Annotated in this window: 19 protein-coding genes and 1 pseudogene; 15 read left to right on the top strand and 5 right to left on the bottom strand. The window is 71.1% G+C overall.

Annotation, left to right across the window (positions count from 1 at the left end; genetic code table 11):
• Positions 1-906 carry an endonuclease/exonuclease/phosphatase family protein gene (locus tag AB0F04_RS27285; protein ID WP_362045669.1) on the bottom strand — a complete coding sequence of 302 codons (906 nt, stop codon included), beginning with the start codon at positions 904-906 and terminating at the stop codon, positions 1-3.
• Between the two features lie 193 nt (positions 907-1,099).
• Here AB0F04_RS27285 and AB0F04_RS27280 point away from each other — a divergent pair, with 193 nt between their 5' ends.
• Complete coding sequence (locus tag AB0F04_RS27280; protein ID WP_362045666.1) at positions 1,100-2,401, top strand: aldolase/citrate lyase family protein; 1,302 nt, start codon at positions 1,100-1,102, stop codon at positions 2,399-2,401.
• Between the two features lie 153 nt (positions 2,402-2,554).
• Positions 2,555-4,372, top strand: a complete 1,818-nt coding sequence (locus tag AB0F04_RS27275) for a protein kinase (RefSeq protein WP_362045664.1) — start codon at positions 2,555-2,557, stop codon at positions 4,370-4,372.
• Here AB0F04_RS27275 and AB0F04_RS27270 read toward each other — a convergent pair.
• Both AB0F04_RS27270 and AB0F04_RS27265 read right to left on the bottom strand, forming a co-directional pair.
• On the bottom strand, positions 4,318-5,133 hold the full coding sequence (locus AB0F04_RS27270; RefSeq protein WP_362045661.1) for a hypothetical protein: 816 nt from the start codon (positions 5,131-5,133) through the stop codon (positions 4,318-4,320). The two genes, AB0F04_RS27275 and AB0F04_RS27270, sit on opposite strands and share 55 nt — an antisense overlap.
• Before the next feature lie 7 nt (positions 5,134-5,140).
• On the bottom strand, positions 5,141-6,127 hold the full coding sequence (locus AB0F04_RS27265; RefSeq protein ID WP_362045658.1) for a LacI family DNA-binding transcriptional regulator: 987 nt from the start codon (positions 6,125-6,127) through the stop codon (positions 5,141-5,143).
• Between the two features lie 271 nt (positions 6,128-6,398).
• On the opposite strand from AB0F04_RS27265, the gene AB0F04_RS27260 reads away from it, so the two are divergent.
• The 13 genes from AB0F04_RS27260 to AB0F04_RS27200 all read left to right on the top strand — a co-directional run bounded on the left by AB0F04_RS27260 (position 6,399) and on the right by AB0F04_RS27200 (position 19,532).
• Positions 6,399-7,352, top strand: a complete 954-nt coding sequence (locus tag AB0F04_RS27260) for an ROK family protein (protein ID WP_362045655.1) — start codon at positions 6,399-6,401, stop codon at positions 7,350-7,352.
• 161 nt (positions 7,353-7,513) lie between these two features.
• Positions 7,514-7,957 carry a helix-turn-helix transcriptional regulator gene (locus AB0F04_RS27255; RefSeq protein ID WP_362045652.1) on the top strand — a complete coding sequence of 148 codons (444 nt, stop codon included), beginning with the start codon at positions 7,514-7,516 and terminating at the stop codon, positions 7,955-7,957.
• Between the two features lie 10 nt (positions 7,958-7,967).
• A complete protein-coding gene (locus AB0F04_RS27250) occupies positions 7,968-8,381 on the top strand; it encodes a VOC family protein (protein ID WP_053668519.1) in 414 nt (137 codons plus the stop codon).
• A gap of 98 nt (positions 8,382-8,479) precedes the next feature.
• Positions 8,480-10,882 (top strand): excinuclease ABC subunit UvrA, encoded by a 2,403-nt coding sequence (locus AB0F04_RS27245; protein ID WP_362045649.1) that lies wholly within the window; start codon positions 8,480-8,482, stop codon positions 10,880-10,882.
• Positions 10,883-11,040: 158 nt separating this feature from the next.
• A complete protein-coding gene (locus tag AB0F04_RS27240; protein WP_362045646.1) occupies positions 11,041-11,316 on the top strand; it encodes a hypothetical protein in 276 nt (91 codons plus the stop codon).
• Positions 11,317-11,366: 50 nt separating this feature from the next.
• The gene (locus AB0F04_RS27235) at positions 11,367-11,591 is read left to right on the top strand and encodes a hypothetical protein (RefSeq protein ID WP_362045643.1); all 225 of its coding nucleotides are present in this window, start codon (positions 11,367-11,369) and stop codon (positions 11,589-11,591) included.
• Between the two features lie 66 nt (positions 11,592-11,657).
• Positions 11,658-11,900, top strand: coding sequence for a hypothetical protein (locus AB0F04_RS27230; protein ID WP_362045640.1), 243 nt, complete (start codon positions 11,658-11,660; stop codon positions 11,898-11,900).
• A gap of 148 nt (positions 11,901-12,048) precedes the next feature.
• The gene (locus AB0F04_RS27225; protein WP_362045638.1) at positions 12,049-13,092 is read left to right on the top strand and encodes an NUDIX domain-containing protein; all 1,044 of its coding nucleotides are present in this window, start codon (positions 12,049-12,051) and stop codon (positions 13,090-13,092) included.
• Between the two features lie 305 nt (positions 13,093-13,397).
• Positions 13,398-14,429, top strand: a complete 1,032-nt coding sequence (locus AB0F04_RS27220; RefSeq protein WP_362045635.1) for an ABC transporter permease — start codon at positions 13,398-13,400, stop codon at positions 14,427-14,429.
• A gap of 80 nt (positions 14,430-14,509) precedes the next feature.
• Positions 14,510-16,186 carry an ABC transporter substrate-binding protein gene (locus AB0F04_RS27215; protein ID WP_362045633.1) on the top strand — a complete coding sequence of 559 codons (1,677 nt, stop codon included), beginning with the start codon at positions 14,510-14,512 and terminating at the stop codon, positions 16,184-16,186.
• Between the two features lie 78 nt (positions 16,187-16,264).
• Complete coding sequence (locus AB0F04_RS27210) at positions 16,265-17,257, top strand: ABC transporter permease (protein ID WP_362045630.1); 993 nt, start codon at positions 16,265-16,267, stop codon at positions 17,255-17,257.
• A 26-nt stretch (positions 17,258-17,283) separates the two neighbouring features.
• Positions 17,284-18,408 carry an ABC transporter ATP-binding protein gene (locus AB0F04_RS27205; protein ID WP_362045627.1) on the top strand — a complete coding sequence of 375 codons (1,125 nt, stop codon included), beginning with the start codon at positions 17,284-17,286 and terminating at the stop codon, positions 18,406-18,408.
• Positions 18,405-19,532 (top strand): dipeptide ABC transporter ATP-binding protein, encoded by a 1,128-nt coding sequence (locus AB0F04_RS27200; RefSeq protein WP_362045625.1) that lies wholly within the window; start codon positions 18,405-18,407, stop codon positions 19,530-19,532. The genes AB0F04_RS27205 and AB0F04_RS27200 overlap by 4 nt, the downstream gene beginning before the upstream one ends.
• Before the next feature lie 101 nt (positions 19,533-19,633).
• Here the strand turns inward: AB0F04_RS27200 and AB0F04_RS27195 are convergent.
• Together AB0F04_RS27195 and AB0F04_RS27190 are read right to left on the bottom strand one after the other, a co-directional pair.
• Positions 19,634-20,327: pseudogene (locus tag AB0F04_RS27195) on the bottom strand (MBL fold metallo-hydrolase); the annotation flags it as partial.
• Between the two features lie 61 nt (positions 20,328-20,388).
• Positions 20,389-21,744, bottom strand: coding sequence for a dipeptidase (locus AB0F04_RS27190; RefSeq protein ID WP_362045622.1), 1,356 nt, complete (start codon positions 21,742-21,744; stop codon positions 20,389-20,391).
• Between the last annotated feature and the right edge of the window lie 115 nt (positions 21,745-21,859).

The following is a 21,859-nucleotide window of genomic DNA, read 5'->3' as shown; positions in this document are numbered from 1 at the left end:
TCATCCCAGGGTCATCGAGGCCTGCACCGGCAGATGGTCGCTCGGATACGTCCCGTCCATGCGGAAGGGGTTCATCCAGGCCCGGTGCGTGCTCACCCCGGGTGTGGTGAGGATCCAGTCGATGCGCCGCCCGCCGGGTTCGAGCTCCCGGTAGCCGTGGTGCGTCCCGTACACCGGACCCCGCGAGGCCGCCGTGTCCCAGGCGTCCACCAGTCCGATGTCCAGCATGAGGTCGTAGACCCGGTTGTCGTGAGCGGCTGCGTTGAAGTCGCCGGTGACGATGACCGGTGACGACCGGTCCCACCCGGCGATCGTCTCGCCGATGAGCTCCGTCGAGCGTTCCCGGGCGTACTGGCTGACGCTGTCCAGGTGGGTGTTGAGGACGTAGAACTCCCGCCCCCCGTCGGCGAGGTCGGCGAAACGGGCCCAGGTCACCATGCGCAGCCAGTCCGCTCCCCAGGTGTTCGAGGCGATCGTGTAAGGCGTGTCGGACAGCCAGAAGTGATCGAACTCGATCGGATCGAGTCTGCGCGTGTCATAGAAGATCGCCATGAACTCGTCCTTGCTGCCGCCTGCGCGTCCGGTGCCGATCCAGTCGTAGTGCTCGCCGAGATCCTTCTCGATCGCGCGCACCTGCCCGTACAGCCCTTCCTGGGTGCCGATGACGTGCGGTCGCTCGTGGCGCAGCAATTCCCGCATCACCGGTCGGCGCACCGCCCAGCGCGGTGTCCGGTCGACGACGGTCCCGAAGCGCACGTTGAACGTCATGACGTTCAGGGCGCCCGTGTGCTCGTCGGCGGAAGCGCGGCGTGTGGGGCCCGCGGTGGTGAGCAGCGGCCCGGCGACGGCGGCTGCAGCCGCCGCCTTGAGCCCGTGGCGGCGCGTCACGCCGGCCTCGTTCGGCACGTGGTCTCCCTCCCCTTGCACGTCAGGATGAAGCTTGCCCTGTGCGTACGGAAGACGAGGGCCGATCGACAGTGATCAAGGGGGAGAGACGGGGAATTCCACGTCAGGATGGTGTTGACCAGGCCGAAGGTCGGCCGATAGCTTCGTTCTACGGATTGTTGATTCCGCTGTGCGGAAAATGGAGGGTCTCGCAATGGGTCAGGGCCGGCAGGAGAAGGTGGCGACGAGCCTCGCGGGAGCCGTCAGCGAGGAGATCAGCGCCTCCCTCGCCCCGGTCGACGCCGAGCTGGAGCGCCGCTATCCCGGAGACCCCGGTACCCGTCAGCCCGTCCACACCGTCTACGTACCCGGCGACGCCTTCGCCGCCGACACCGTCCGCTCCTGGGGTGACCGGGCCCTCGCCGCACTCGACGAACACGCGCCGGACGCCGCGTCCCTCGCCGCCGTCCTCGGCCTCTGCGAGGAACTCGCCGAGCCCGTCCACGCGCGCGTGCGCGCCAAGCTGGAGCGCGAGCCGATCGAGGACCTGCGCGTCGACTTCGAGGACGGTTACGGCAACCGCCCCGGCCCCGAGGAGGACGAGACCGCCGCCCGCGCCGCCCGGCTGATCGCCGAGGCCTACCGGGACGGCACCGCCGCCCCGTACATGGGCATCCGCATGAAGTGCATGGAAGCGCCCGTACGTGCCCGGGGCATCCGCACCCTCGACATCTTCCTCACCGGCCTGATGGAGTCCGGCGGCCTGCCCGACGGCCTGGTCCTCACCCTGCCGAAGGTGACGTACGCCGAGCAGGTCACCGCCATGGCGCGGCTGCTGGACGCCTTCGAGAAGACACACGGCCTGGAGCCGGGCCGGATCGGCTTCGAGATCCAGATCGAGACGAGCCAGTCCATCCTCGCCGCCGACGGCACCGCCACCGTCGCCCGCATGATCCAGGCCGCCGAGGGCCGTGCCACCGGCCTGCACTACGGCACGTTCGACTACAGCGCCTGCCTCGGCGTCTCCGCCGCCCACCAGGCCAGCGACCACCCCGCAGCGGACCACGCCAAAGCCGTCATGCAGGTCGCGGCGGCCGGGACGGGCGTACGGGTCTCGGACGGCTCGACGAACGTCCTGCCGGTGGGCCCGACGGCGAAGGTCCACGACGCCTGGCGCCTGCACTACGGCCTCACCCGCCGCGCCCTGGCCCGCGCCTACTACCAGGGCTGGGACATGCACCCCGGCCACCTCCCCACCCGCTACGCGGCCGTCTTCGCCTTCTACCGCGAGGGCTTCGAGCAGGCCGCCGACCGGCTGTCCCGCTACGCCAACCGCACCGGCGGCGACGTCATGGACGAGCCCGCCACCGCCAAGGCCCTCAGCGGCTACCTGCTGCGCGGCCTGGACTGCGGCGCCCTGGACAACGGCGAGGTCGCCCGCCTGGCGGGCCTGACCCGGGCGGACCTGGAGAGCTTCGCCGCGCCCCGTCGCGGGGATCTGACGGCCTTTGCCTGACCGTGCCGTTCGGCGGACCGGCCGGCACGTACCGGCCCTGTCACAGCCGTCACCGTTGTCTGCCGCCGTCACCGCCGCCCCGTAGTCTGTACGCCACGCACTGACGGTGTCGGTCGTCGGTGCATCCGGTGGGGTCACAGGAACGGGGCAGCGGTGTCGACGGGGGAGCAGGGGCGGACGGACGGGACCGGACGGCTGCTGGCAGGCCGCTATCGCGTCACGGCGGCGCTGGGGCGCGGCGGCATGGGCGTCGTGTGGAAGGCCGTCGACGAGGTCCTCGGCCGTGAGGTCGCGGTCAAGGAACTGCGCACGTACAACGACGCGGCCGGCCCCGAACTGGCCGCTCTGCGGCTGCGGATGCAACGCGAGGCGCGTGCCGCGGCCCGGGTGCGCCACCCCGGTGTCGTCGCCGTGCACGACATCGCCCAGGTCGACGGCCGCCCGGTCATCGTCATGGAACTGGTCGACGGACCGTCCCTGGACGACGTCCTGCGCGAGCGCGGCACGCTGGGCCCGGGCGAGGCGGCCGGGATCGGCGCGAAGGTCATGGACGCGCTGGCCGCTGCCCACCGCGCGGGCGTCCTGCACCGGGACGTCAAGCCGGGCAACATCCTGCTCGACCGCACGGGCCGCGTCGTCCTCACCGACTTCGGCATCGCCACGATGGACGATCCGGGGGACGGTTCGGCCACGCACCTCACACGCAGCGGCGAACTCGTCGGCTCCCTGGACTACCTGGCACCCGAGCGTGCCCAGGGCGCCGATCCGGGCCCTGCCTCCGACATCTGGGCCCTGGGGGCCACCCTGTACGCGGCCGTCGAGGGCTCCTCGCCCTTCCGCCGTACGTCGACGTTCTCCACACTCACCGCGATCGTCTCCGAGCCGCTGCCGGAGCCCCGCCGCGCAGGCCCCCTCGGCCCCGTCCTGCAGCGGCTGCTGGACAAGCGCCCCGAGTCCCGCCCGGAGGCCGGCCAGGCCCGCGCACTGCTCCAGGCCGTCGCGGACGCCGACGGCTCGGACACGCCGACGTCCACGCTGCGGGGCCCGGCGGTCGCGCCTCCGCGTGCGGAGACGGAGCGCAGTGTCCCGTCGGTGCCGCCGGGGTTCGGACCACCGCAGCAGGGCGCGGCCGGAGCCCACGAGGACGGCGACACCCCCGGGCCGTCGGTGTCCGGGCACCCCGCGCAGCCAGGCACCGACACACAGGCCTCGGATCCCGGCGCCGGTCCCCGGGACGTCGGCCCGCTCGCGGCCGGCAGCACCGCACCCACCGGCTCGATGAACCCCGGCCCCGCCGCGCCCCGCCGCAAGGCGCGCGTCCTGCTGGCCGCCGCGGCCGTCACCGTCGTTCTGGCCGCCGCCGGTACCACGATCGCCCTGCGGAGCGACGACACCGCCGGCAAGGAGGCCGGCGGGCGGACCGACGCGTCCGGTGCGCAGGGCAGGTCCTCCGGCCCCGGTGGGCCGGACGACGGCTCGAACGCCCCGAGGTCCACGGAGCAGGGCGAGGCCGGGGACAGGGCACCCTCGGAGAAGACCGCTGACCGTAAGGACCCCGAGCCCACCGGCCGGGAGACCACCCCGGCCCCGGGGAAACCGACCGGTGGCGCCACCGCCGGAGGCGGCACCACCCCCGGCGGCGGTTCGGGAGGGGGCGCCCCGACCGGCGGCGGCTCGACCACCCCGTCCCCGGCCTGTCGCGCCATCGGCGGCGGCAAGTACAACTGCCAGGTCTGGAAGACCGCCGACTCCTACACCGCCTCCGGCGACAAGGTCGGCATCCTCAAGGCGGGCACCAACTACTTCTACTGCCAGCAGAACCTGGGCCGTCGCGAGACGTCCGGGGAGTGGACCAACGTCTGGTGGGCCAAGACCGACGACGACAGCGGCAACACGGACGTCTGGGTCAGCGACGTCTACATCAAGGGCGGCGACAACGACGGGCCGGTCCCCGGGCTCCCGGTCTGCTGACCCCGGGCCGAGGCGGCCACGTACCGTTCGAGGCCGGAGGCCGTCACCAGCTTCTCCTCGACGAACAGCCGCGTGCCCCGCTCGCACAGCCGCCGGTCGCCCCGGGCCCGCGCGCAGAACTCCTCGGGCACGACACCGAACAGCTCCCGCAGCCGTGGCAGCCCGACGAGGAGCTCGGTGAGCAGCTCCCGCTCACCGGGGTGGGTACGGGGTGTTCCCGTGCCGTCGTGGAGGACACCGTGCCGGTTGACATAGGCGTACGCCCCGGGCAGCCGGGTGCCGTCCGCGAGGTCGATCCGGACGTCGGGCGCCGGCAGCCAGGCCCGGTCGAAGTTGCCGCCCGGCACCGGCACGCCCTCGCTCGCGTCGATCACCGCGAGCTGCTCGGCGTCCAGCCACAGGACGAACAACTCCCGCACGGTGCCCGGGGCGCCGACCGGCGAGGCGGAGACGTACCCCATGCGGCTCACGTGCGCGGAGACACCGGCGTCGATGCCCGTCACCCGCGCCTTCACCATGGGCAGCGGCGCCCCGATCCCGAACTCCGCCATCTTGTGCCGCAACTGCCCCGGGCAGCCGTTCGAGCCGATGGCGATGACCGGAGTGCGGTCCTCGTGCGCCAGCCGCTCCAACGGCAGGAAACGGTCCCCGTCGAGCAGCCCGGAGCCGGCGGGCCACGCTCCCGGATACAGCAGGGGATGCTCGCGCGGAGCCTCGGCCAGGCCGAGTGCCCGCAGCGTGCGATCGGTGGCGTCGTCCATCGGCCGCTCAGTCCGCCGGAGGGATCTCGCCCGAGCCGCGGGCGATCAGCCGGGTCGGCAGCTCGATGCGCTCGGGGGTGACCGGGGTGCCGTCCAGCTGCCGGAAGAGACGTTCCGCCGCGGTGCGGCCGATGTCCGCCGCGTCCTGGGCCACGACCGTGACGCCCGGCTGGAGCAGGTCGGCGAGCTCGATGTCGTCGAAACCGACCAGGGCGACACGGCGGGTCTGCTCGGCGAGCACCCGGATCACGGTGACCGTCACCCGGTTGTTTCCCGCGAAGATCGCCGTGACCGGGTCCGGGCCGGTCAGCATCTCCTCGGCCGCCCTGCGCACCCGCTCGGGACCGGTGACGCCGAGGGACATCCAGGAGTCCGCCACCGGTATGCCCGCGTCCTCCATGGCGGCCCGGTAGCCGCGCAACCGCTCGGCGGCGGTGTGGATCCGGGGCATGTCGCCGATGAAGCCGATCCGGCGGTGGCCGTGCGCGATGAGGTGCGCGACGCCGCCGCGGGCGCCGCCGTAGTTGTCCGACAGGACGACGTCGGCGTCGATGTGCCCGGCCGGGCGGTCCACGAACACCGTGGCGACCCCCGCCTTGAGCTCCGGCTCCAGATACCGGTGGTCGTCCCCGGCCGGAATCACCACCAGCCCGTCCACGCGCCGCGCGCACAGGGCCAGCACCAGCTCCTGCTCCCGCTCGGGGTCCTCCGCACTGGAGCCGTTGATCAGCAGGGCGCCGTGCGCGCGGGCCACCTCCTCGACCGACCGGCTCAGCGGACCGTAGAACGGGTCCGCGAGGTCCTCCAGGACCAGGCCGATGCTCGCCGTGCGGCCCTTGCGCAGCACCCGCGCGCTGTCGTTGCGGCGGAAGCCGAGGGCGTCGATCGCCTCCTGGACCCGCTGCTCCGTCTCCGGAGTGACCCCCGGCTCCCCGTTCACGACACGGGAGACCGTCTTGAGGCCGACTCCGGCCCGTGCCGCTACGTCCTTCATGGTCGGCCGGGTGCCGTAGCGCGCTGCGGATCGGAGGGGGCTCTGGGGCACGGTGTCCTGTCCTGTCGTCCACGGGGGGGGTGCGTCGATCCTCGGTTTGTATGAGGATGTGGCGTCGAGCATAGAGCCTGGACAACGTTGTCAGGCTCGGGGGACACTGGCCGCCGCACTCTCCGGCCCGCGCACCGCCGCGGGCCGGGCCTGCTGCTTGCCCTGCTTGATGGCCGTTACCGGCGTTTTTTCTCATGCCCGACGGGGAGATCCGACACTGATGCACACCGACCTCGTGGCCGCGCTCGACATCGGCGGCACCAAGATCGCCGGCGCTCTGGTGGACGGCGGCGGCCGGATCCTGGTCCGGGCCCAGCGGCCGACGCCCGCCCGGGAGAGCGGCGATGTCGTGATGCGGGCCGTGGCGGAGGTGCTCGGCGAGCTCGCCGCGTCGCCGCTGTGGCCGCGTGCCTCGGCCGTGGGCATCGGCAGCGCCGGACCCGTGGACGCCTCCGCGGGCACGGTGAGCCCGGTGAACGTGCCCGGCTGGCGCGACTACCCGCTCGTCGCCCGCGTCCGGGCAGCCTCCGGTGGCCTGCCCGTCGAGCTCATCGGCGACGGTGTGGCGATCACCGCGGCAGAACACTGGCTGGGCGCCGCACGGGGCCACGACAACGCGCTGTGCATGGTCGTCTCCACCGGCGTCGGCGGCGGCCTCGTGCTCGGCGGCCGGCTGCACCCCGGGCCCACCGGAAACGCCGGCCACATCGGCCACATCAGCGTCGACCTCGACGGCGATCTGTGCCCGTGCGGCTCGCACGGCTGTGTGGAACGCATCGCGAGCGGCCCCAACATCTCCCGGCGTGCCTTGGAGAACGGCTGGCGGCCCGGCCCGGACGGGGACACCTCCGCCGCCGCGGTGGCCGCCGCCGCCCGCTCCGGCGACCCGGTCGCCGTCGCCTCCTTCGAGCGCGCCGCCCGGGCCCTGGCCGCCGGGATCGCCGCCACGGCGACGCTTGTGGAGATCGACATCGCCGTGATCGGCGGGGGAGTGGGCAAGGCGGGCGACGTCCTGTTCGATCCCCTGCGCAAGGCCCTGAGCACCTACGCGACCCTGTCCTTCGTCCGGCACCTGACCGTCGCGCCGGCTCAGATGGGCACCGACGCCGGGCTGGTGGGCGCGGCGGCCGCAGCGCTGGCGAAGCGGACGGACACGGCGGCTGCCGGGGTGTGAGACCGGGACCTGCCCCGGCAGGACCGTCAAGCTGCGATGTCGTGATGCGGCCCGTGCGGGGCAGGCGTGACGGTGACCCCGGCCCGGGGTGATACGGACCGGTCCGCTCCGTATAGCCGGAAATCAACCGCACATGCGTGCGGTGTGGCACGATCGCGCTTGTGAGCAGCAGACCCGCCTCGGCGCAGCATCTGCGCGACCTCGCCCGACTGCGGCGCGTCAAGGACCGCATCGACCGGGAGTACGCCAAGCCCCTGGACGTCGAGGCGCTCGCACGGGGCGTGCACATGTCGGCCGGGCACCTCAGCCGCGCGTTCCGTCAGGCGTACGGCGAGTCGCCGTACAGCTATCTCATGACGCGGCGCATCGAGCGTGCCATGGCGCTGCTGCGCCGGGGTGACCTCAGTGTCACCGAGGTGTGCTTCGAGGTCGGCTGCGCCTCGCTGGGCACCTTCAGCACCCGGTTCACCGAGCTGGTGGGCATGCCGCCCAGCGCCTACCGGCGTGAGGCGGCGCGCGCGACGGCGGGGATCCCGTCGTGCGTGGCGAAGCAGGTGACCAGACCGGTCAGGAATCGAGAAGCGGCCGCCCCGGGCCGAAACTAGCGTGAGGGCCATGGACCTTCGCATTCACGCCAGTTTCCTTCCGCACGACGACCCGGACGCCGCCCTGGCGTTCTACCGCGACACCCTCGGATTCGAGGTCAGAAACGACGTCGGGTACCAGGGCATGCGCTGGATCACGGTCGGCCCCGTCGGCCAGCCCGGCACGAACATCGTGCTGCACCCGCCGGCCGCCGACCCCGGCGTCACCGAGGACGAGCGCCGCACCATCGCCGAGATGATGGCCAAGGGCACCTACGCCAGCATCGTCCTGGCCACCACCGACGTCGACGCCACCTTCGAGCGGGTGCAGGCGGGCGACGCCGAGGTGGTCCAGGAGCCGGTGGACCAGCCCTACGGCGTTCGCGACTGCGCCTTCCGCGACCCCGCGGGCAACATGGTCCGCATCCAGCAGCTGAAGGCGTAGCAGCCACCGCACCACACTCCCCGCGCCGCCCCCCGCGAGCGGCGCGGGGGCACGAGATCGCCCGAGCGCGGCAGCGCCGCCCGACAGATGGAGACACCATGAGCAAGGCCACGACGACGGACACACGGTCGCCCGGGCCGCACGTTGCCGACAGCCATGACGTGATCCGCGTGCACGGCGCGCGCGAGAACAACCTCAGGGACGTCAGCATCGAGATCCCGAAGCGCCGGCTCACGGTGTTCACCGGTGTCTCCGGCTCGGGCAAGAGCTCGCTGGTGTTCGACACGATCGCCGCGGAGTCCCAGCGGCTGATCAACGAGACCTACAGCGCCTTCCTGCAGGGCTTCATGCCGAACCTGGTCCGGCCCGAGGTCGACGTCCTGGACGGGCTGACGACCGCGATCGCCGTCGACCAGCAGCGCATGGGGTCCGACCCCCGTTCCACCGTCGGCACCGCCACCGACGCCAACGCGATGCTGCGCATCCTCTTCAGCCGGCTCGGCACGCCGCACATCGGCCCGCCCGGCGCGTTCTCGTTCAACACCGCCTCGGTCTCGGCGAGCGGCGGCTTCACGGTGGACCGGGGGGCCGACAAGACCAAGACCGAGAAGGTGTCCTTCAGCCGCACCGGCGGTATGTGCACGCACTGCGAGGGCCGGGGCACCGTCTCCGACATCGACCTCACCCAGCTCTACGACGACTCCAAGTCGCTCTCGGAGGACCCGTTCACCATCCCCACCTACACCGGGGGCGGCTGGGTGGTGCGGGTCATCGCCGAGTCGGGCTTCTTCGACAAGGACAAGCCGATCCGCGACTACACCAAGAAGGAGCGGCACGACTTCCTGTACCGCGAGCCGACCAAGGTGAAGATCAACGGGGTCAACCTCACCTATGAGGGCCTGATCCCGAAGCTGCAGAAGACCTTCCTGTCCAAGGACCGCGAGTCGATGCAGCCGCACATCCGGGCCTTCGTCGACCGGGCGGTCACCTTCACCCGCTGCCCCGAGTGCGACGGCACCCGGCTGAGCGAGCTCGCGCGCTCCTCGAAGATCGGCGAGGTCGGCATCGCCGACGCCTGTGCGATGGAGATCCGCGACCTGGCGGAGTGGGTGCGCGGGCTGGAGGAGCCGTCCGTGGCCCCGCTGCTCACCAAGCTCCAGCACACCCTCGACTCGTTCGTGGAGATCGGCCTCGGCTACCTCTCGCTCGACCGGCCCTCGGGCACGCTCTCCGGCGGCGAGGCGCAGCGCACCAAGATGATCCGCCACCTCGGTTCCTCGCTCACGGACGTCACCTACGTCTTCGACGAGCCGTCCATCGGGCTGCACCCGCATGACATCGAGCGGATGAACAACCTGCTGCTGCGCCTGCGGGACAAGGGCAACACCGTGCTGGTCGTGGAGCACAAGCCGGAGACGATCGCCATCGCCGACCATGTCGTGGACCTCGGCCCCGGCGCCGGCACGGCGGGTGGCACCGTCTGTTTCGAAGGCAGCCTGGAGGGTCTGCGGGCCAGCGGCACCGTCACCGGCCGTCACCTCGACGACCGGGCCAAGGTCAAGGCGACCGTCCGCAAGCCCACCGGCGCACTGGAGGTCCGGGGCGCCTCGGCGAACAACCTGCGCGATGTCGACGTCGACATCCCGCTCGGTGTCCTCACCGTCGTGACCGGGGTCGCGGGCTCCGGCAAGAGCTCGCTCCTGCACGGCGCGCTGCCCCGGCAAGCGGGAGGAGAGGGCGTGGTGGCGATCGACCAGACCCCGATCCGCGGCTCGCGGCGCAGCAACCCGGCGACGTACACCGGACTGGCCGACCCGATCCGCAAGGCCTTCGCCAAGGCCAACGGGGTGAAGCCGGCCCTGTTCAGCGCCAATTCCGAGGGCGCCTGCCCCACCTGCAACGGCGCCGGTGTCATCTACACCGACCTGGCGATCATGCAGAGCGTGGCCACGCCCTGCGAGGAATGCGAGGGCAGGCGCTTCGAGGCGTCGGTGCTGGAGTACCGCCTCGGCGGCCGGGACATCAGCGAGGTGCTGGCCATGCCCGTGGCCGAGGCCGAGGAGTTCTTCGGCAGCGGTGAGGCCCGTACGCCCGCCGCGCACCGGATCCTGCAGCGGCTCGCGGACGTCGGGCTCGGCTACCTCACCCTCGGACAGCCGCTCACCACGCTGTCCGGCGGCGAGCGGCAGCGGCTCAAGCTGGCCACGCACATGGGGGAGAAGGGCGGCGTGTACGTCCTCGACGAGCCGACCACCGGGCTCCACCTCGCGGACGTGGAGCAGCTGCTCGGCCTCCTCGACCGGCTCGTCGACTCCGGCAAGTCGGTCATCGTGATCGAGCACCACCAGGCGGTCATGGCGTACGCCGACTGGATCATCGACCTCGGCCCCGGCGCGGGCCACGACGGCGGCCGGATCGTCTTCGAGGGCCCCCCGGCCGACCTCGTCGAGGCCCGCTCCACGCTGACCGGCGAGCACCTGGCGGCCTACGTGGGCGCCTGACGGTGGTCTCCGGGGGGCCGTGAGGTGAGGCCGTGAGGTGAGTCCCCGCAGCGCTCACCTCACGGCCTCCATGTCGGGCATAAAGTACAAATGCGGCGAATATCGGCGCCGGTCCAGGGCACTCCGTCCCTCGAATCCCCCACGGAACGGAGCCGCAGATGATCATCAAGAAGATGCACGAGATGGGCGTCCGCAGCGAGCACGCCTACATGGCCGGCTTGGCCTCCATCGGGCTCAGCGTCGTCGCCTGGATGGGCTCGCTGAAGAGGGAAGCGGGCACGGGTCTCGCCCGCGCCGACCGCTGGGGCATCTTCGTCGGCGAATGGGCGCCCACCTTCTTCGGTCTCGGCCTCGCCCTGTCCCACTACGAGCAGCAGGACGGCACCCTCACCGCCGACGTCCACGAGTTCCGGCCGAAGCGGAAGGCGGGCTGAACGGCCCATCCCGGCGCGCGGCCGCCGCCGTCCCCGCGCACCCTGGTGCCATGGCGTCCCAGAAGCCCGTCGTGGTCTACCCGCCCGCCGCGGACGGCGGCCGCCGGGTTCGTGTGGACGACCAGTTCCTCGGCATCGCCTACGGGCCGCTCGACGTCGCCGAGTTCCTGCGGCGGGCGGGGATCGACGACGCGGACGAGGCGTACGTGGCGGCGTCCGGGCTGATCGAGTGGCGCGGCGGCGGCTCCGGCACCTGGGGCACGGGGCCCGTCTGAAGCCGCCGCATCGCCCGAACGGCCCAGTGGCGTGACCCCGCGGCCCGTCCGGCAGTTGGGTGGGGCATGAAGAAGCGCAGCATGCTCGCCATCGCCTCCCTGGCCACCGGCTTCGCCGTCGCGGCGATCACCCCGTCGCACGCCATCGGAGAGAAGCTCCCCGCCATCAACGTGGACGAGACCCTCAAGACGCTCGACCAGACCGTCACCGGAGAGGGCCTGGCCGTGGAGGGGAAGAACGGCGTACAGAAGAAGAAGGGTGCCCAGAAGAAGGGCGCGCACAAGAAGGGCGCCCAGAAGAAGGGCTGACGAGCCGCACCTGCCACGGCTCACGGCGCCGGCGCTCCCCGCGTGAGAGGGGGCGCCGGCGCCGTCGTCATGCGCCCTCAACTGCGGCTGGTTTCCATGGCAGGGTGGAGCGGGCAAGCCTCAGGGGGCCAACAGAAGAGGGGGACCTGTGACCGTCGTCTGGATCAACGGCGCGTTCGGTGCGGGGAAGACCACCACCGCACGGGAACTGATCGAACTGATCCCGAACAGCACGCTCTTCGACCCGGAGGTCATCGGCGGCGCGCTAGCCCATCTGCTGCCGCCCAAACACCTCGCCGAGGTCGGCGACTTCCAGGACCTGCCGATCTGGCGGCGGCTCGTGATCGACACGGCGGCCGCGATGCTCGCCGAGCTCGGCGGGACCCTCGTCGTGCCCATGACCCTGCTGCGCCAGGAGTACCGCGACGAGATCTTCGGGGGGCTCGCCGCGCGCAGGATTCCGGTCAGCCACATTCTGCTCGCCCCGGCCGAAACGATACTGCGGAAACGTATAGCGGGTCGTGAGGTGCCGCGGGACCTTCCCGACGGCGACACACGAATACGCCAGTGGTCCTTCGACCACATCGAGCCGTACCGGACCGCCCTCGCCTCCTGGCTCACCGCCGACGCCCACCCGGTCGACACCAGCGACCTCTCGCCGTACGAGACGGCCGTGCGGATCGCCGCTGCCGTCACCGACGGGTCGGTGCCCGTGTGCGACATCGTGCAGACGCCCGAGCCCACCGCCGAGACGGTCGCCGCCGGAGTGCTCCTCTTCGACGAGCAGGACCGCGTGCTGCTCGTCGACCCCACGTACAAGGCCGGCTGGGAGTTCCCCGGCGGTGTCGTCGAACCCGGTGAGGCACCCGCGCGCGCCGGAGTGCGGGAGGTCGCCGAGGAGACCGGCGTCCACCTCGACGAGGTGCCGAGTCTGCTCGTCGTCGACTGGGAGCGTCCCGCGCCCCCCGCGTTCGGCGGTCTGCGTCTCCTCTTCGACGGCGGCGTGCTGCACTCCGCGGAGGCCGGCCGGCTGCTGCTTCCCGGCCCGGAGCTGCGCGCCTGGCGTTTCGTCACCGAGGCGGAGGCCGCCGATCTGCTGCCCCCCGTGCGCTACGAGCGGCTGCGCTGGGCCCTGCGCGCCCGCGAACGGGGAGCGGCGATCTATCTGGAGGCCGGGGTGCCGGTCGGCTGACGCCGGATCCGTCGCCCGCCCCCTTTACCCGGCACGGGGGATTCCGAGGGAAAAGCAAAAGGAAACAGCGGCGGGCCACGGCCAATCGCTGCCCAAGGAATCTCCCGCGAACCTTCACGCCGCGGGTAATCACATTCCCCGCACTCGTCAACACTTTTCCATCTCAGCAAACAATCCCTTTTCTCGCCCCTGGGCGGCTTGACCGGACTCGCACACGGTTGCGAAAGTCCGCAGAGTCTCACGGCGGAAGCAACGACCGCCACCCAATTTCCTTGCCCCAGGGGCAGATCCGGGATGTCCGTACGATGACCACGCAACACCAGCCGGTCGACACCGGCGGCGGCACCGCGCTGCTGACCGAACCGTCGGCCCAAGGCTCCAGACCCGACGGCACGGCAGTCGCCGGCCGCTCACCGGGCCGGATGGCCTGGCGACGGATCAGGCGGGACAAGGTCACCACGGTCGCCCTGGCGGCCACCCTCCTGTTCATCGCGATCGCGCTCCTCGCCCCGGTGCTCACCGCACTGACCGGCTGGGGGCCGATCACCCCCGACAACAAGGCGATCAATCCGGACACGGGCAATTTCCCCTACGGATCGCTGGGCGGCATCAGCGCCAAGCACCTGCTCGGCGTCGAACCGGGCACGGGATACGACCTGTTCGCCCGCATCGTCTACGGCCTGCGCACCTCGCTCTGGGTGGGATTCGCCTCGGCCCTGCTGTCCACCGCGGTCGGCGTGGTGGCCGGGCTCGCCGCCGGATACTTCGGCGGCTGGGTCGACTCCCTGCTGTCGCGGATCATGGACGTGATGCTGGCGTTCCCCCAGCTGCTGTTCATCATCGCGCTCACCCCGGTGATCCAGAACGCCCTGCAGACCAACAGCCACGGCGGCACCGACGAGAACCTCCGGCTGCTCGTCCTGGTCCTCAACATCGCGGTCTTCGCCTGGGCGTACACCGCCCGTCTGGTGCGCGGGCAGGTACTGTCCCTGCGCGAGCGGGAGTTCGTCGACGCCGCCCGGCTGATGAGTGCCGGCCGCCGGCACATCCTCTTCCGGCAGCTGCTGCCCAACCTGTGGGCCCCGATCCTGATCTCCTTCGCGCTCGCCGTCCCGCAGAACATCACCACCGAGGCGGCCCTTTCGTACCTGGGCGTGGGCGTCATCCCGCCCAACCCCGACTGGGGAGCGCTGCTCTCGGACGCCTCCCAGTTCTTCCTGCAGGACCCGATGTACCTCTTCGTGCCCGGTGTCCTGCTCTTCCTCCTGGTCCTGGCGCTCAACCTGCTCGGTGACGGCGTCCGGGACGCCCTGGATCCCCGCGCCCGACGCGGCTGACAAGCCACCCCCTGACGAGTGTCGGCCCGGTGGTCCCACGAACGGCCGCCGAGCCCGTAGCAAGAACGGAGTACTCCTCAATGACGCGCAGAACGCGCAGATCGCGCACGGTCGCTCTCACGGCAACCGCCGTGGTCGTCGCCCTGGGGGCCACCGCATGCGGGGGTTCCTCCAGCACCGGCGGAAGCGGCACCCCCGGAAAGGGCGGCACGCTGACCGTCCTCAACAAGGCGGACTTCGACCACCTCGACCCGCAACGCGTCTACACGACCGAGGGTTCGAGCATGGACGAGGAGATCGTCCGCACCCTTACCGGCTGGGACGAGACGGGCTCGGCCCCGAAGCTGGTCGGCGACCTCGCCACCGACACCGGAACGCCGTCCAAGGGCGCCACGGTCTGGACCTTCCACCTGCGGCACGGAGTCAAGTACCAGGACGGCACGGAGGTCACCGCGCCCGACGTGAAGTACGGCGTGGAACGGTTCTTCTCCTCCGACATCAACGGTGGCCCGCCCTATGCGTCCCAGTGGCTCGTCGGCGGCTCCGACTACAAGGGCCCCTACCAGGGCAAGGAGCTCGCCTCCATCCGGACGCCGGACAAGTACACGATCGTCTTCCACCTGAACCAGCCGGTGGCCGACTTCAACGAGACCACCGCGATGCCCGGCTGGTCCGCCGTGCCCAAGGCCCATGACACGGGCTCGACGTACGACACCAAGGTCTGGTCCGACGGCCCGTACATGATCAAGTCGTACGCGAAGAACAAGGAGCTCGTCCTCACCCGGAACAAGTACTGGTCCCAGTCGACCGACCCCATCCGGCAGCAGAACGTCGACGAGATGGACGTCAAGTTCGGTCAGGACGAGGCCGCCATCGACCAGCAGATCAAGGCCGACGCCGGCACCGCGCAGACGTCGATCCAGCAGTGGCCGATCGCTGGCTCCGACCTGGCGCAGCTGGCCAACGACCCCTCACTGAAGAGCCGTTACTACAAGATCCCCGCGCCGGGCATCAACTACCTGGCCATCAACACCACGCGTGTGAAGGACCTGAAAGTCCGCCAGGCGATCGAGTACGCCCTCGACAAGACGACCGTCCGCGGTGCCTTCGGCGGCTCCGCCTACGGCGACTACGCCACCACCATGCTGAGCCCCGGCATCGGCGGCTACAAGAAGTTCAACCTGTACGGCGCCAACCCGGCGGGGAACCTCGCCAAGGCGAAGCAGCTGATGAAGGAGGCAGGCAACCCGAAGCCGACCATGTCGATCGCCGTGGAGAACACGCCCACCCAGGAGCACTTCGCCGACGCCGTGAAGACCTCGCTGGAGCACATCGGCATCCACGTCAACATCACCCCGATCGACGCGGCGAACTACTTCAGCACCGTCAACAACACGAAGAACCAGTACGACCTGACCTGGGGCGACTGGATCGCCGACTGGCCCAACGCCTCCACGGTCCTGCCCACCCTCTTCGACGGCCGGCTCATCAAGAAGAACCCGCAGGCCAACCAGGACCTGTCCTACCTGAACGACCCGAAGGTCAACGCGCTCATCGACAAGGCCGCCGCCATGACGGACGTCAAGCAGCGGAACGCCGCCTACGGGCAGATGGACCAGCAGATCCTCAAGGACGCCGCCGTGGTTCCACTGATGTACATGAACTTCAGCGACATGTCCGGCTCCAAGGTCGGCGGAGTCATCTCCGACACGATCCTCGCCGAGCCGAGCCTGGTCCACGTCTACATCAAGCACTGACGGAACCGTCTCCACCGCATCCCGCCGGCGGCCTCGGCCGCCGGCGGGCACCCCACTCACGTCAGGTCCCGGCACCCCATGTTTCGTTACCTCATCAGACGCCTGCTGGCAGCGGCCGTGATCATGCTGGTGATCACCACCATCACCTTCTTCATCTTCTTCGCGCTGCCGTCCAACCCCGCGCTCCTGGCCTGCGGAAAGACCTGCTCGCCCTCCCGCCTCGCGGAGATCAAGCACTCGCTGGGCCTGGACCAGAGCTACCTGACGCAGTACTGGGAGTTCGTCAAGGGACTGGTCGTGGGCCGCGACTACGGCGACCAGAGCGTCCGCATCCACTGCTCCGCGCCCTGCCTCGGCATCTCCTTCCAGACCGACACCCCCGTCCTGACCACGCTGCTCCAGGACTTCCCGGCGGACCTCTCCCTCGGGCTCGGCGCCGCCGTGGCGTTCCTGATCCTGGGCGTCGGCCTCGGCACCGTGGCGGCGGTGCGCAGGGGCCGGGCCGCCGACAAGGCGGCGGTGGGACTCGCCCTGTTCGGTGTGTCGGTGCAGATCTACTTCATCGGTCTGCTGCTGCTGTACCTCTTCGTGGACAAGTTCCAGATCCTGCCGACCTCCGGCTACACGCCGTTCACCGAGGACCCGGCCGGCTGGTTCCAGGGGCTGATCCTGCCCTGGGCCACCCTCGTCATCGTCTACCTCGCGATGTACACCCGGCTCACCCGCTCCTCCATGCTGGAGGTCTTCGCCGAGGACTACATGCGCACCGCCCGCGCCAAGGGCCTGCCGGCCGCCACCGTCGTCCTCAAGCACGGACTTCGGGCCGCGATCACACCGATCATCACCATCTTCGGCATGGACGTCGGCTCCCTGATCGGCGGCTCCGCGGTCATCACCGAGTCGGTGTTCGGCATCAACGGCATCGGCAAACTCGCCGTCGACTCCGTTCAGAACTCGGACCTGCCGGTCATCCTCGGCACCACGCTCTTCGCCGCGACGTTCGTCGTCCTCGCCAACGTCGTCGTCGACCTGGTGTACGGCCTCGTCGACCCGCGCGTGCGCCTCGCCTGAGCCCTTCTTCGTCCTTAGGAACACCCGTGTCCGTATCGACCTCACCGCAGCCCGCGGACGTCGCCCCCGCGCCCGCACCCTTCCTCGACGTACGCGACCTGAGGGTGCACTTCCCGACCGAGGACGGCCTCGTCAAGTCCGTCGACGGCGTCTCCTTCACCCTGGAGAAGGGCAGGACCCTCGGCATCGTCGGCGAGTCCGGCTCCGGCAAGTCGGTGACCTCGCTGGCCCTGCTCGGACTCCACAAGGGCACCCGCGCCCAGGTGTCCGGCGAGATCTGGCTGGAGGGCAGGGAACTCGTCGCCCTGCCCGAGGCCGGGATGCGCGCCCTGCGCGGCCGTACCGTCTCCATGATCTTCCAGGACCCGCTGTCCGCGCTGCACCCCTTCTTCACCGTCGGCTCCCAGATCGCCGAGGCCTACCGGGTGCACCACAAGGTCTCCAAGAAGGAGGCGAAGGACCGCGCGGTCGAGATGCTGAAGCGGGTCGGCATCCCGCAGCCCGAGCGCCGGGTGAGGGACTACCCGCACCAGTTCTCCGGCGGTATGCGCCAGCGCGCCATGATCGCCATGTCGCTGGTGTGCGACCCGGCCCTCCTCATCGCCGACGAGCCCACCACCGCCCTGGACGTCACCGTCCAGGCGCAGATCCTGGACCTGATCCGCGACCTGCAGGAGGAGTTCGGCTCCGCCGTCGTCATCATCACGCACGACCTCGGCGTGGTCTCCGACATCGCCGACGACATCCTGGTGATGTACGGCGGGCGCCGCATCGAGTACGGCACCACCCGTGAGGTGCTCAAACAGCCCCAGCACCCCTACACATGGGGCCTGTTGCAGTCGATGCCACACCTCGGCGGCGACGTGGGCGAGCGGCTCAACCCGATTCCCGGCACCCCGCCGAGCCTGATCAACCTGCCGGACGGCTGTTCCTTCCACCCCCGCTGCGCCTACAAGGGCTGGGCTACGGAGGGCCGTTGCACGGCGGAACGGCCCGAACTGCGCCTCGTCCCCGGCAGCGAACGGCACCTCGCCGCCTGCCATCTCAGCGATGACGCCAAGCAGGAGATCCGCGGCGGGGCCGGTCCGGACGACCGCGGCGGGGCAGGTTCGGACGACCGCGGCGCCGCAGCCGCACGGGCCGCGCAATGACGCCGGCGGACGAAAGGGACCATGCTGTGAGCACCACCGAGCCCCGCACCGGGCAGAGCACCGACCGCCCCGCCGGCGAGAACCCCGGCGAGCCTCTGCTGGAGGTGCGCGGTCTGCAGAAGCACTTCCCGATCCGGCAGGGCATCATCTTCCAGCGGCAGATCGGAGCCGTCCGCGCCGTCGACGGCGTCGACTTCTCGGTCGGCCCCGGCGAGTCGCTGGGCCTGGTCGGCGAGTCGGGCTGCGGCAAGTCGACGACCGGCCGCCTGATCACCCGGCTGCTCGAACCCACCGGCGGCTCCGTCGTGTTCGAAGGCGAGGACATCACGCACCAGCCCGCCGCGCGGATGAAGGAGGCTCGCCGCAACCTCCAGATGATCTTCCAGGACCCCTACTCGTCGCTGAACCCCCGGCACACCGTCGGCACCATCATCGAGACGCCGATGCGGCTCAACGGCATCAACCCGCCCCAGGGCCACAAGAAGCGCGCCCAGGAACTCCTGGAGACGGTCGGGCTCAACCCCGAGCACTACAACCGCTACCCGAACGAGTTCTCCGGCGGTCAGCGCCAGCGCATCGGCATCGCCCGCGCACTCGCCCTGCGGCCCAAGCTGATCGTGGCCGACGAGCCCGTCTCCGCGCTGGACGTCTCCATCCAGGCGCAGGTCGTCAACCTGCTCCAGGACCTCCAGCGGGAGTTCGGCATCGCCTTCGTCTTCATCGCCCACGACCTGGCCGTCGTACGGCACTTCTCCGAGCGGGTCGCCGTCATGTACCTCGGGAAGATCGTCGAGGTCGCCGACCGGGAGTCGCTCTACACGAGGCCACGGCACCCCTACACACACGCCCTGCTCTCCGCCGTACCCGAGGCCGACCCGGATGCCGTCGGACGGCGGGAACGCATCCGGCTGGCCGGAGACGTGCCCTCCCCGATCGACCCGCCCTCCGGCTGCCGCTTCCGCACCCGCTGCTGGAAGGCGCAGGACAAGTGCGCCCTCGAGGAGCCGACGCTGGTGCGCGTCGAGGGCAGCCCCTCGGGACATCTGACCGCCTGCCACTTCCCCGAGGAACCGTCCGTCACCGCGCGCGAGGAGGACATCGTCCTGGACCCGGCTCTCGGCTAGGGCCTGTCGTCCGCATCAGGCCGCGGGAAACCGACAGTGTCGGTCGATGCGTTCGGTGGGGCGGGCCGGGAGGAACCGCGTCCTCGGGCGGGCCGCCCGTGTGCCGCGTCGCGCAGTGCCCGGACCGCCCGGGCGGTCACCGGCTCGCCATGACCGAAGCAGGCCACGTCCGGCTCCCGTTCGGCCAGGCGCGGGCCGCCGCGAGGACCTGCGCGCGATCGAGGTGGTCGAACACGCCGGGCATCACGGCGCCGTCGACGGGCGAGGCCGCGACCGTGTCACCCGTGAACAGCACCCCGTGCCGCGGGAGATGGAGCGCGATGCTGCCGTGCGTGTGCCCCGGCACGTGCACGACCCGCACCCCGCCGCCCAGGTCCCGCGGGTCGCCGTGCGACACCTCGGTGACCTCCCGCGGCCGGATGACGTCACCCTCGGGCAGAAACCTCACCGCCTGCTCGTGCAGCGGCTGCTCCCACACCTCGAACACCGGCTGCGGGCCCGGGCATCGCCCCACACGAAGGGTGCGTCCAGCCGGTGGACGAGCACCTCGGCGCCGCTCAGCGCGGCGCACTCGGGGGCCCCGCCCGCGTGGTCCTCGTGGAAGTGGGTGAGCACGATCCGCCGCACGTCCCGGGGATGCATGCCCAGGGCCGTCACCGCCTCGGCGATCGGGGCGCCGGAGCCGGCCGGCCCGGCGTCGACCAGGGTCAGTTCGCCGCCGTCGCGCCACAGGTAGGCCCGGCCGACCGGGAAGCGCAGCAGGTGCAGACGGGGGAGCAGCTCGATGACGTCCATGGGACGACCGTAGGAAGGGCCCCCGTCCGTGGACGAGGGCCTTCTGACGAGGGCGGAGCGGTCAGCTCGCCGCGTAGTTGCGCAGGAACAGCGCCTCCGCCACCGACAGCCGCTCCAGTTCCTCGGGGGACACGCTCTCGTTCACCGCGTGGATCTGCGCCTCGGGCTCGCTCAACCCGATGAGGAGGATCTCCGCACGCGGGTACAGCGCGGCCAGCGTGTTGCACAGCGGAATGGAGCCGCCCTGCCCCGCGTACTGCATCTCCTGACCCGGGTAGGCCACCGCCATCGCGGCCGCCATGGCCTGGTACGCCGGGCTCGTGGTGTCCGCTCGGAAGGGCTGGCCCTGGCCGATCTGCTCGGTGCTCAACCGCGCCCCCCACGGCGTGTGCGCCTCCAGGTGCGCCTGGAGGAGCTTGGTCGCCTCGCCCGCGTCCACGCCCGGCGGCACGCGCAGGCTGATCAGGGCGCGGGCACCGGCCTGCACGGACGGGGTGGCGCCGACCACGGGAGGGCAGTCGATGCCGAGGACCGTGACGGCGGGGCGCGCCCAGATACGGTCCGCGACCGTCCCGGACCCGATCAGCCCGACACCGTCCAGCACCTTGGCGTCCTGCCGGAACTGCTCCTCGTCGTACTGCAGTCCTTCCCAGCCCGCGTCGGCGGAGAGCCCCTCGACGGTCGTCGAGCCGTCCTCCGCGCGCAGCGAGTCCAGCACGCGGATCAGCGCGGCCAGCGCGTCGGGTGCGGCACCGCCGAACTGGCCCGAGTGCAGATTGCCCGCGAGGGTGTCGACCTGGATGCGCACCATCGTCATGCCGCGCAGGGTGGAGGTGACGGTCGGCAGGCCGACGCGGAAGTTGCCCGCGTCGCCGATGACGATCGTGTCCGCCTCCAGCAGCCCGGGGTGCTCCTCTGCGTACCGCTCCAGACCGCCGGTGCCCATCTCCTCCGAGCCTTCGGCGATCACCTTCACATGGACGGGCACGCCACCGTTCGCCTTCAGCGCCCGCAGCGCCAGCAGGTGCATGATCACGCCGCCCTTGCAGTCGGCGGCTCCGCGCCCGTACCAGCGCCCGTCCCGCTCGGTCAGCTCGAAGGGCGGGGTCGTCCAGGCGGCCTCGTCCAGCGGCGGCTGCACGTCGTAATGGGCGTAGAGCAGGACGGTCTTCGCGCCCTCCGGGCCGGGCAGGTAGCCGTAGACCGACTGCGTGCCGTCGGGGGTGTCGAGCAGGGCCACGTCCTCGAAGCCCTCGGCGGCGAGCGCGTCGGCGACCCAGCGGGCGGCGCCCTCGCTCTCGCTCCTGGGGAACTGGTCGAAGTCCGCCACCGACCGGAAGGCCACCAGTTCGCTGAGCTCCTGCTTCGCCCTGGGCATCAGCGAGGCGACGGTCTCGGCGACCGGATTCGACGACATGGGCACGCTCCTCGTGGGTGCGACGTTGTAAGGATGCGTACCTCTCGGTACGCGTGATCGAGTGGTGCGGGCGCGTCCCCGTGTAAGGGCCACCCACGCCGCCGATCCTCCCACA

It is taken from the genome of Streptomyces sp. NPDC029041, from assembly GCF_040637515.1.
GTDB lineage: Bacteria > Actinomycetota > Actinomycetes > Streptomycetales > Streptomycetaceae > Streptomyces.
Note: the sequence above shows the minus strand (reverse complement) of the source record. Positions and strands in the feature narration are given on the sequence as shown.

Coding starts and splice junctions, on each gene's coding strand:
- AB0F04_RS27215 (WP_362045633.1), top strand. CDS start 14,510: ATGACGCGCAGAACGCGCAGATCGCGCACGGTCGCTCTCACGGCAACC.
- AB0F04_RS27190 (WP_362045622.1), bottom strand. CDS start 21,744: ATGTCGTCGAATCCGGTCGCCGAGACCGTCGCCTCGCTGATGCCCAGG.
- AB0F04_RS27230 (WP_362045640.1), top strand. CDS start 11,658: ATGAAGAAGCGCAGCATGCTCGCCATCGCCTCCCTGGCCACCGGCTTC.
- AB0F04_RS27280 (WP_362045666.1), top strand. CDS start 1,100: ATGGGTCAGGGCCGGCAGGAGAAGGTGGCGACGAGCCTCGCGGGAGCC.
- AB0F04_RS27245 (WP_362045649.1), top strand. CDS start 8,480: ATGAGCAAGGCCACGACGACGGACACACGGTCGCCCGGGCCGCACGTT.
- AB0F04_RS27200 (WP_362045625.1), top strand. CDS start 18,405: ATGACGCCGGCGGACGAAAGGGACCATGCTGTGAGCACCACCGAGCCC.
- AB0F04_RS27270 (WP_362045661.1), bottom strand. CDS start 5,133: ATGGACGACGCCACCGATCGCACGCTGCGGGCACTCGGCCTGGCCGAG.
- AB0F04_RS27235 (WP_362045643.1), top strand. CDS start 11,367: ATGGCGTCCCAGAAGCCCGTCGTGGTCTACCCGCCCGCCGCGGACGGC.
- AB0F04_RS27260 (WP_362045655.1), top strand. CDS start 6,399: ATGCACACCGACCTCGTGGCCGCGCTCGACATCGGCGGCACCAAGATC.
- AB0F04_RS27250 (WP_053668519.1), top strand. CDS start 7,968: ATGGACCTTCGCATTCACGCCAGTTTCCTTCCGCACGACGACCCGGAC.
- AB0F04_RS27240 (WP_362045646.1), top strand. CDS start 11,041: ATGATCATCAAGAAGATGCACGAGATGGGCGTCCGCAGCGAGCACGCC.
- AB0F04_RS27220 (WP_362045635.1), top strand. CDS start 13,398: ATGACCACGCAACACCAGCCGGTCGACACCGGCGGCGGCACCGCGCTG.
- AB0F04_RS27265 (WP_362045658.1), bottom strand. CDS start 6,127: ATGAAGGACGTAGCGGCACGGGCCGGAGTCGGCCTCAAGACGGTCTCC.
- AB0F04_RS27210 (WP_362045630.1), top strand. CDS start 16,265: ATGTTTCGTTACCTCATCAGACGCCTGCTGGCAGCGGCCGTGATCATG.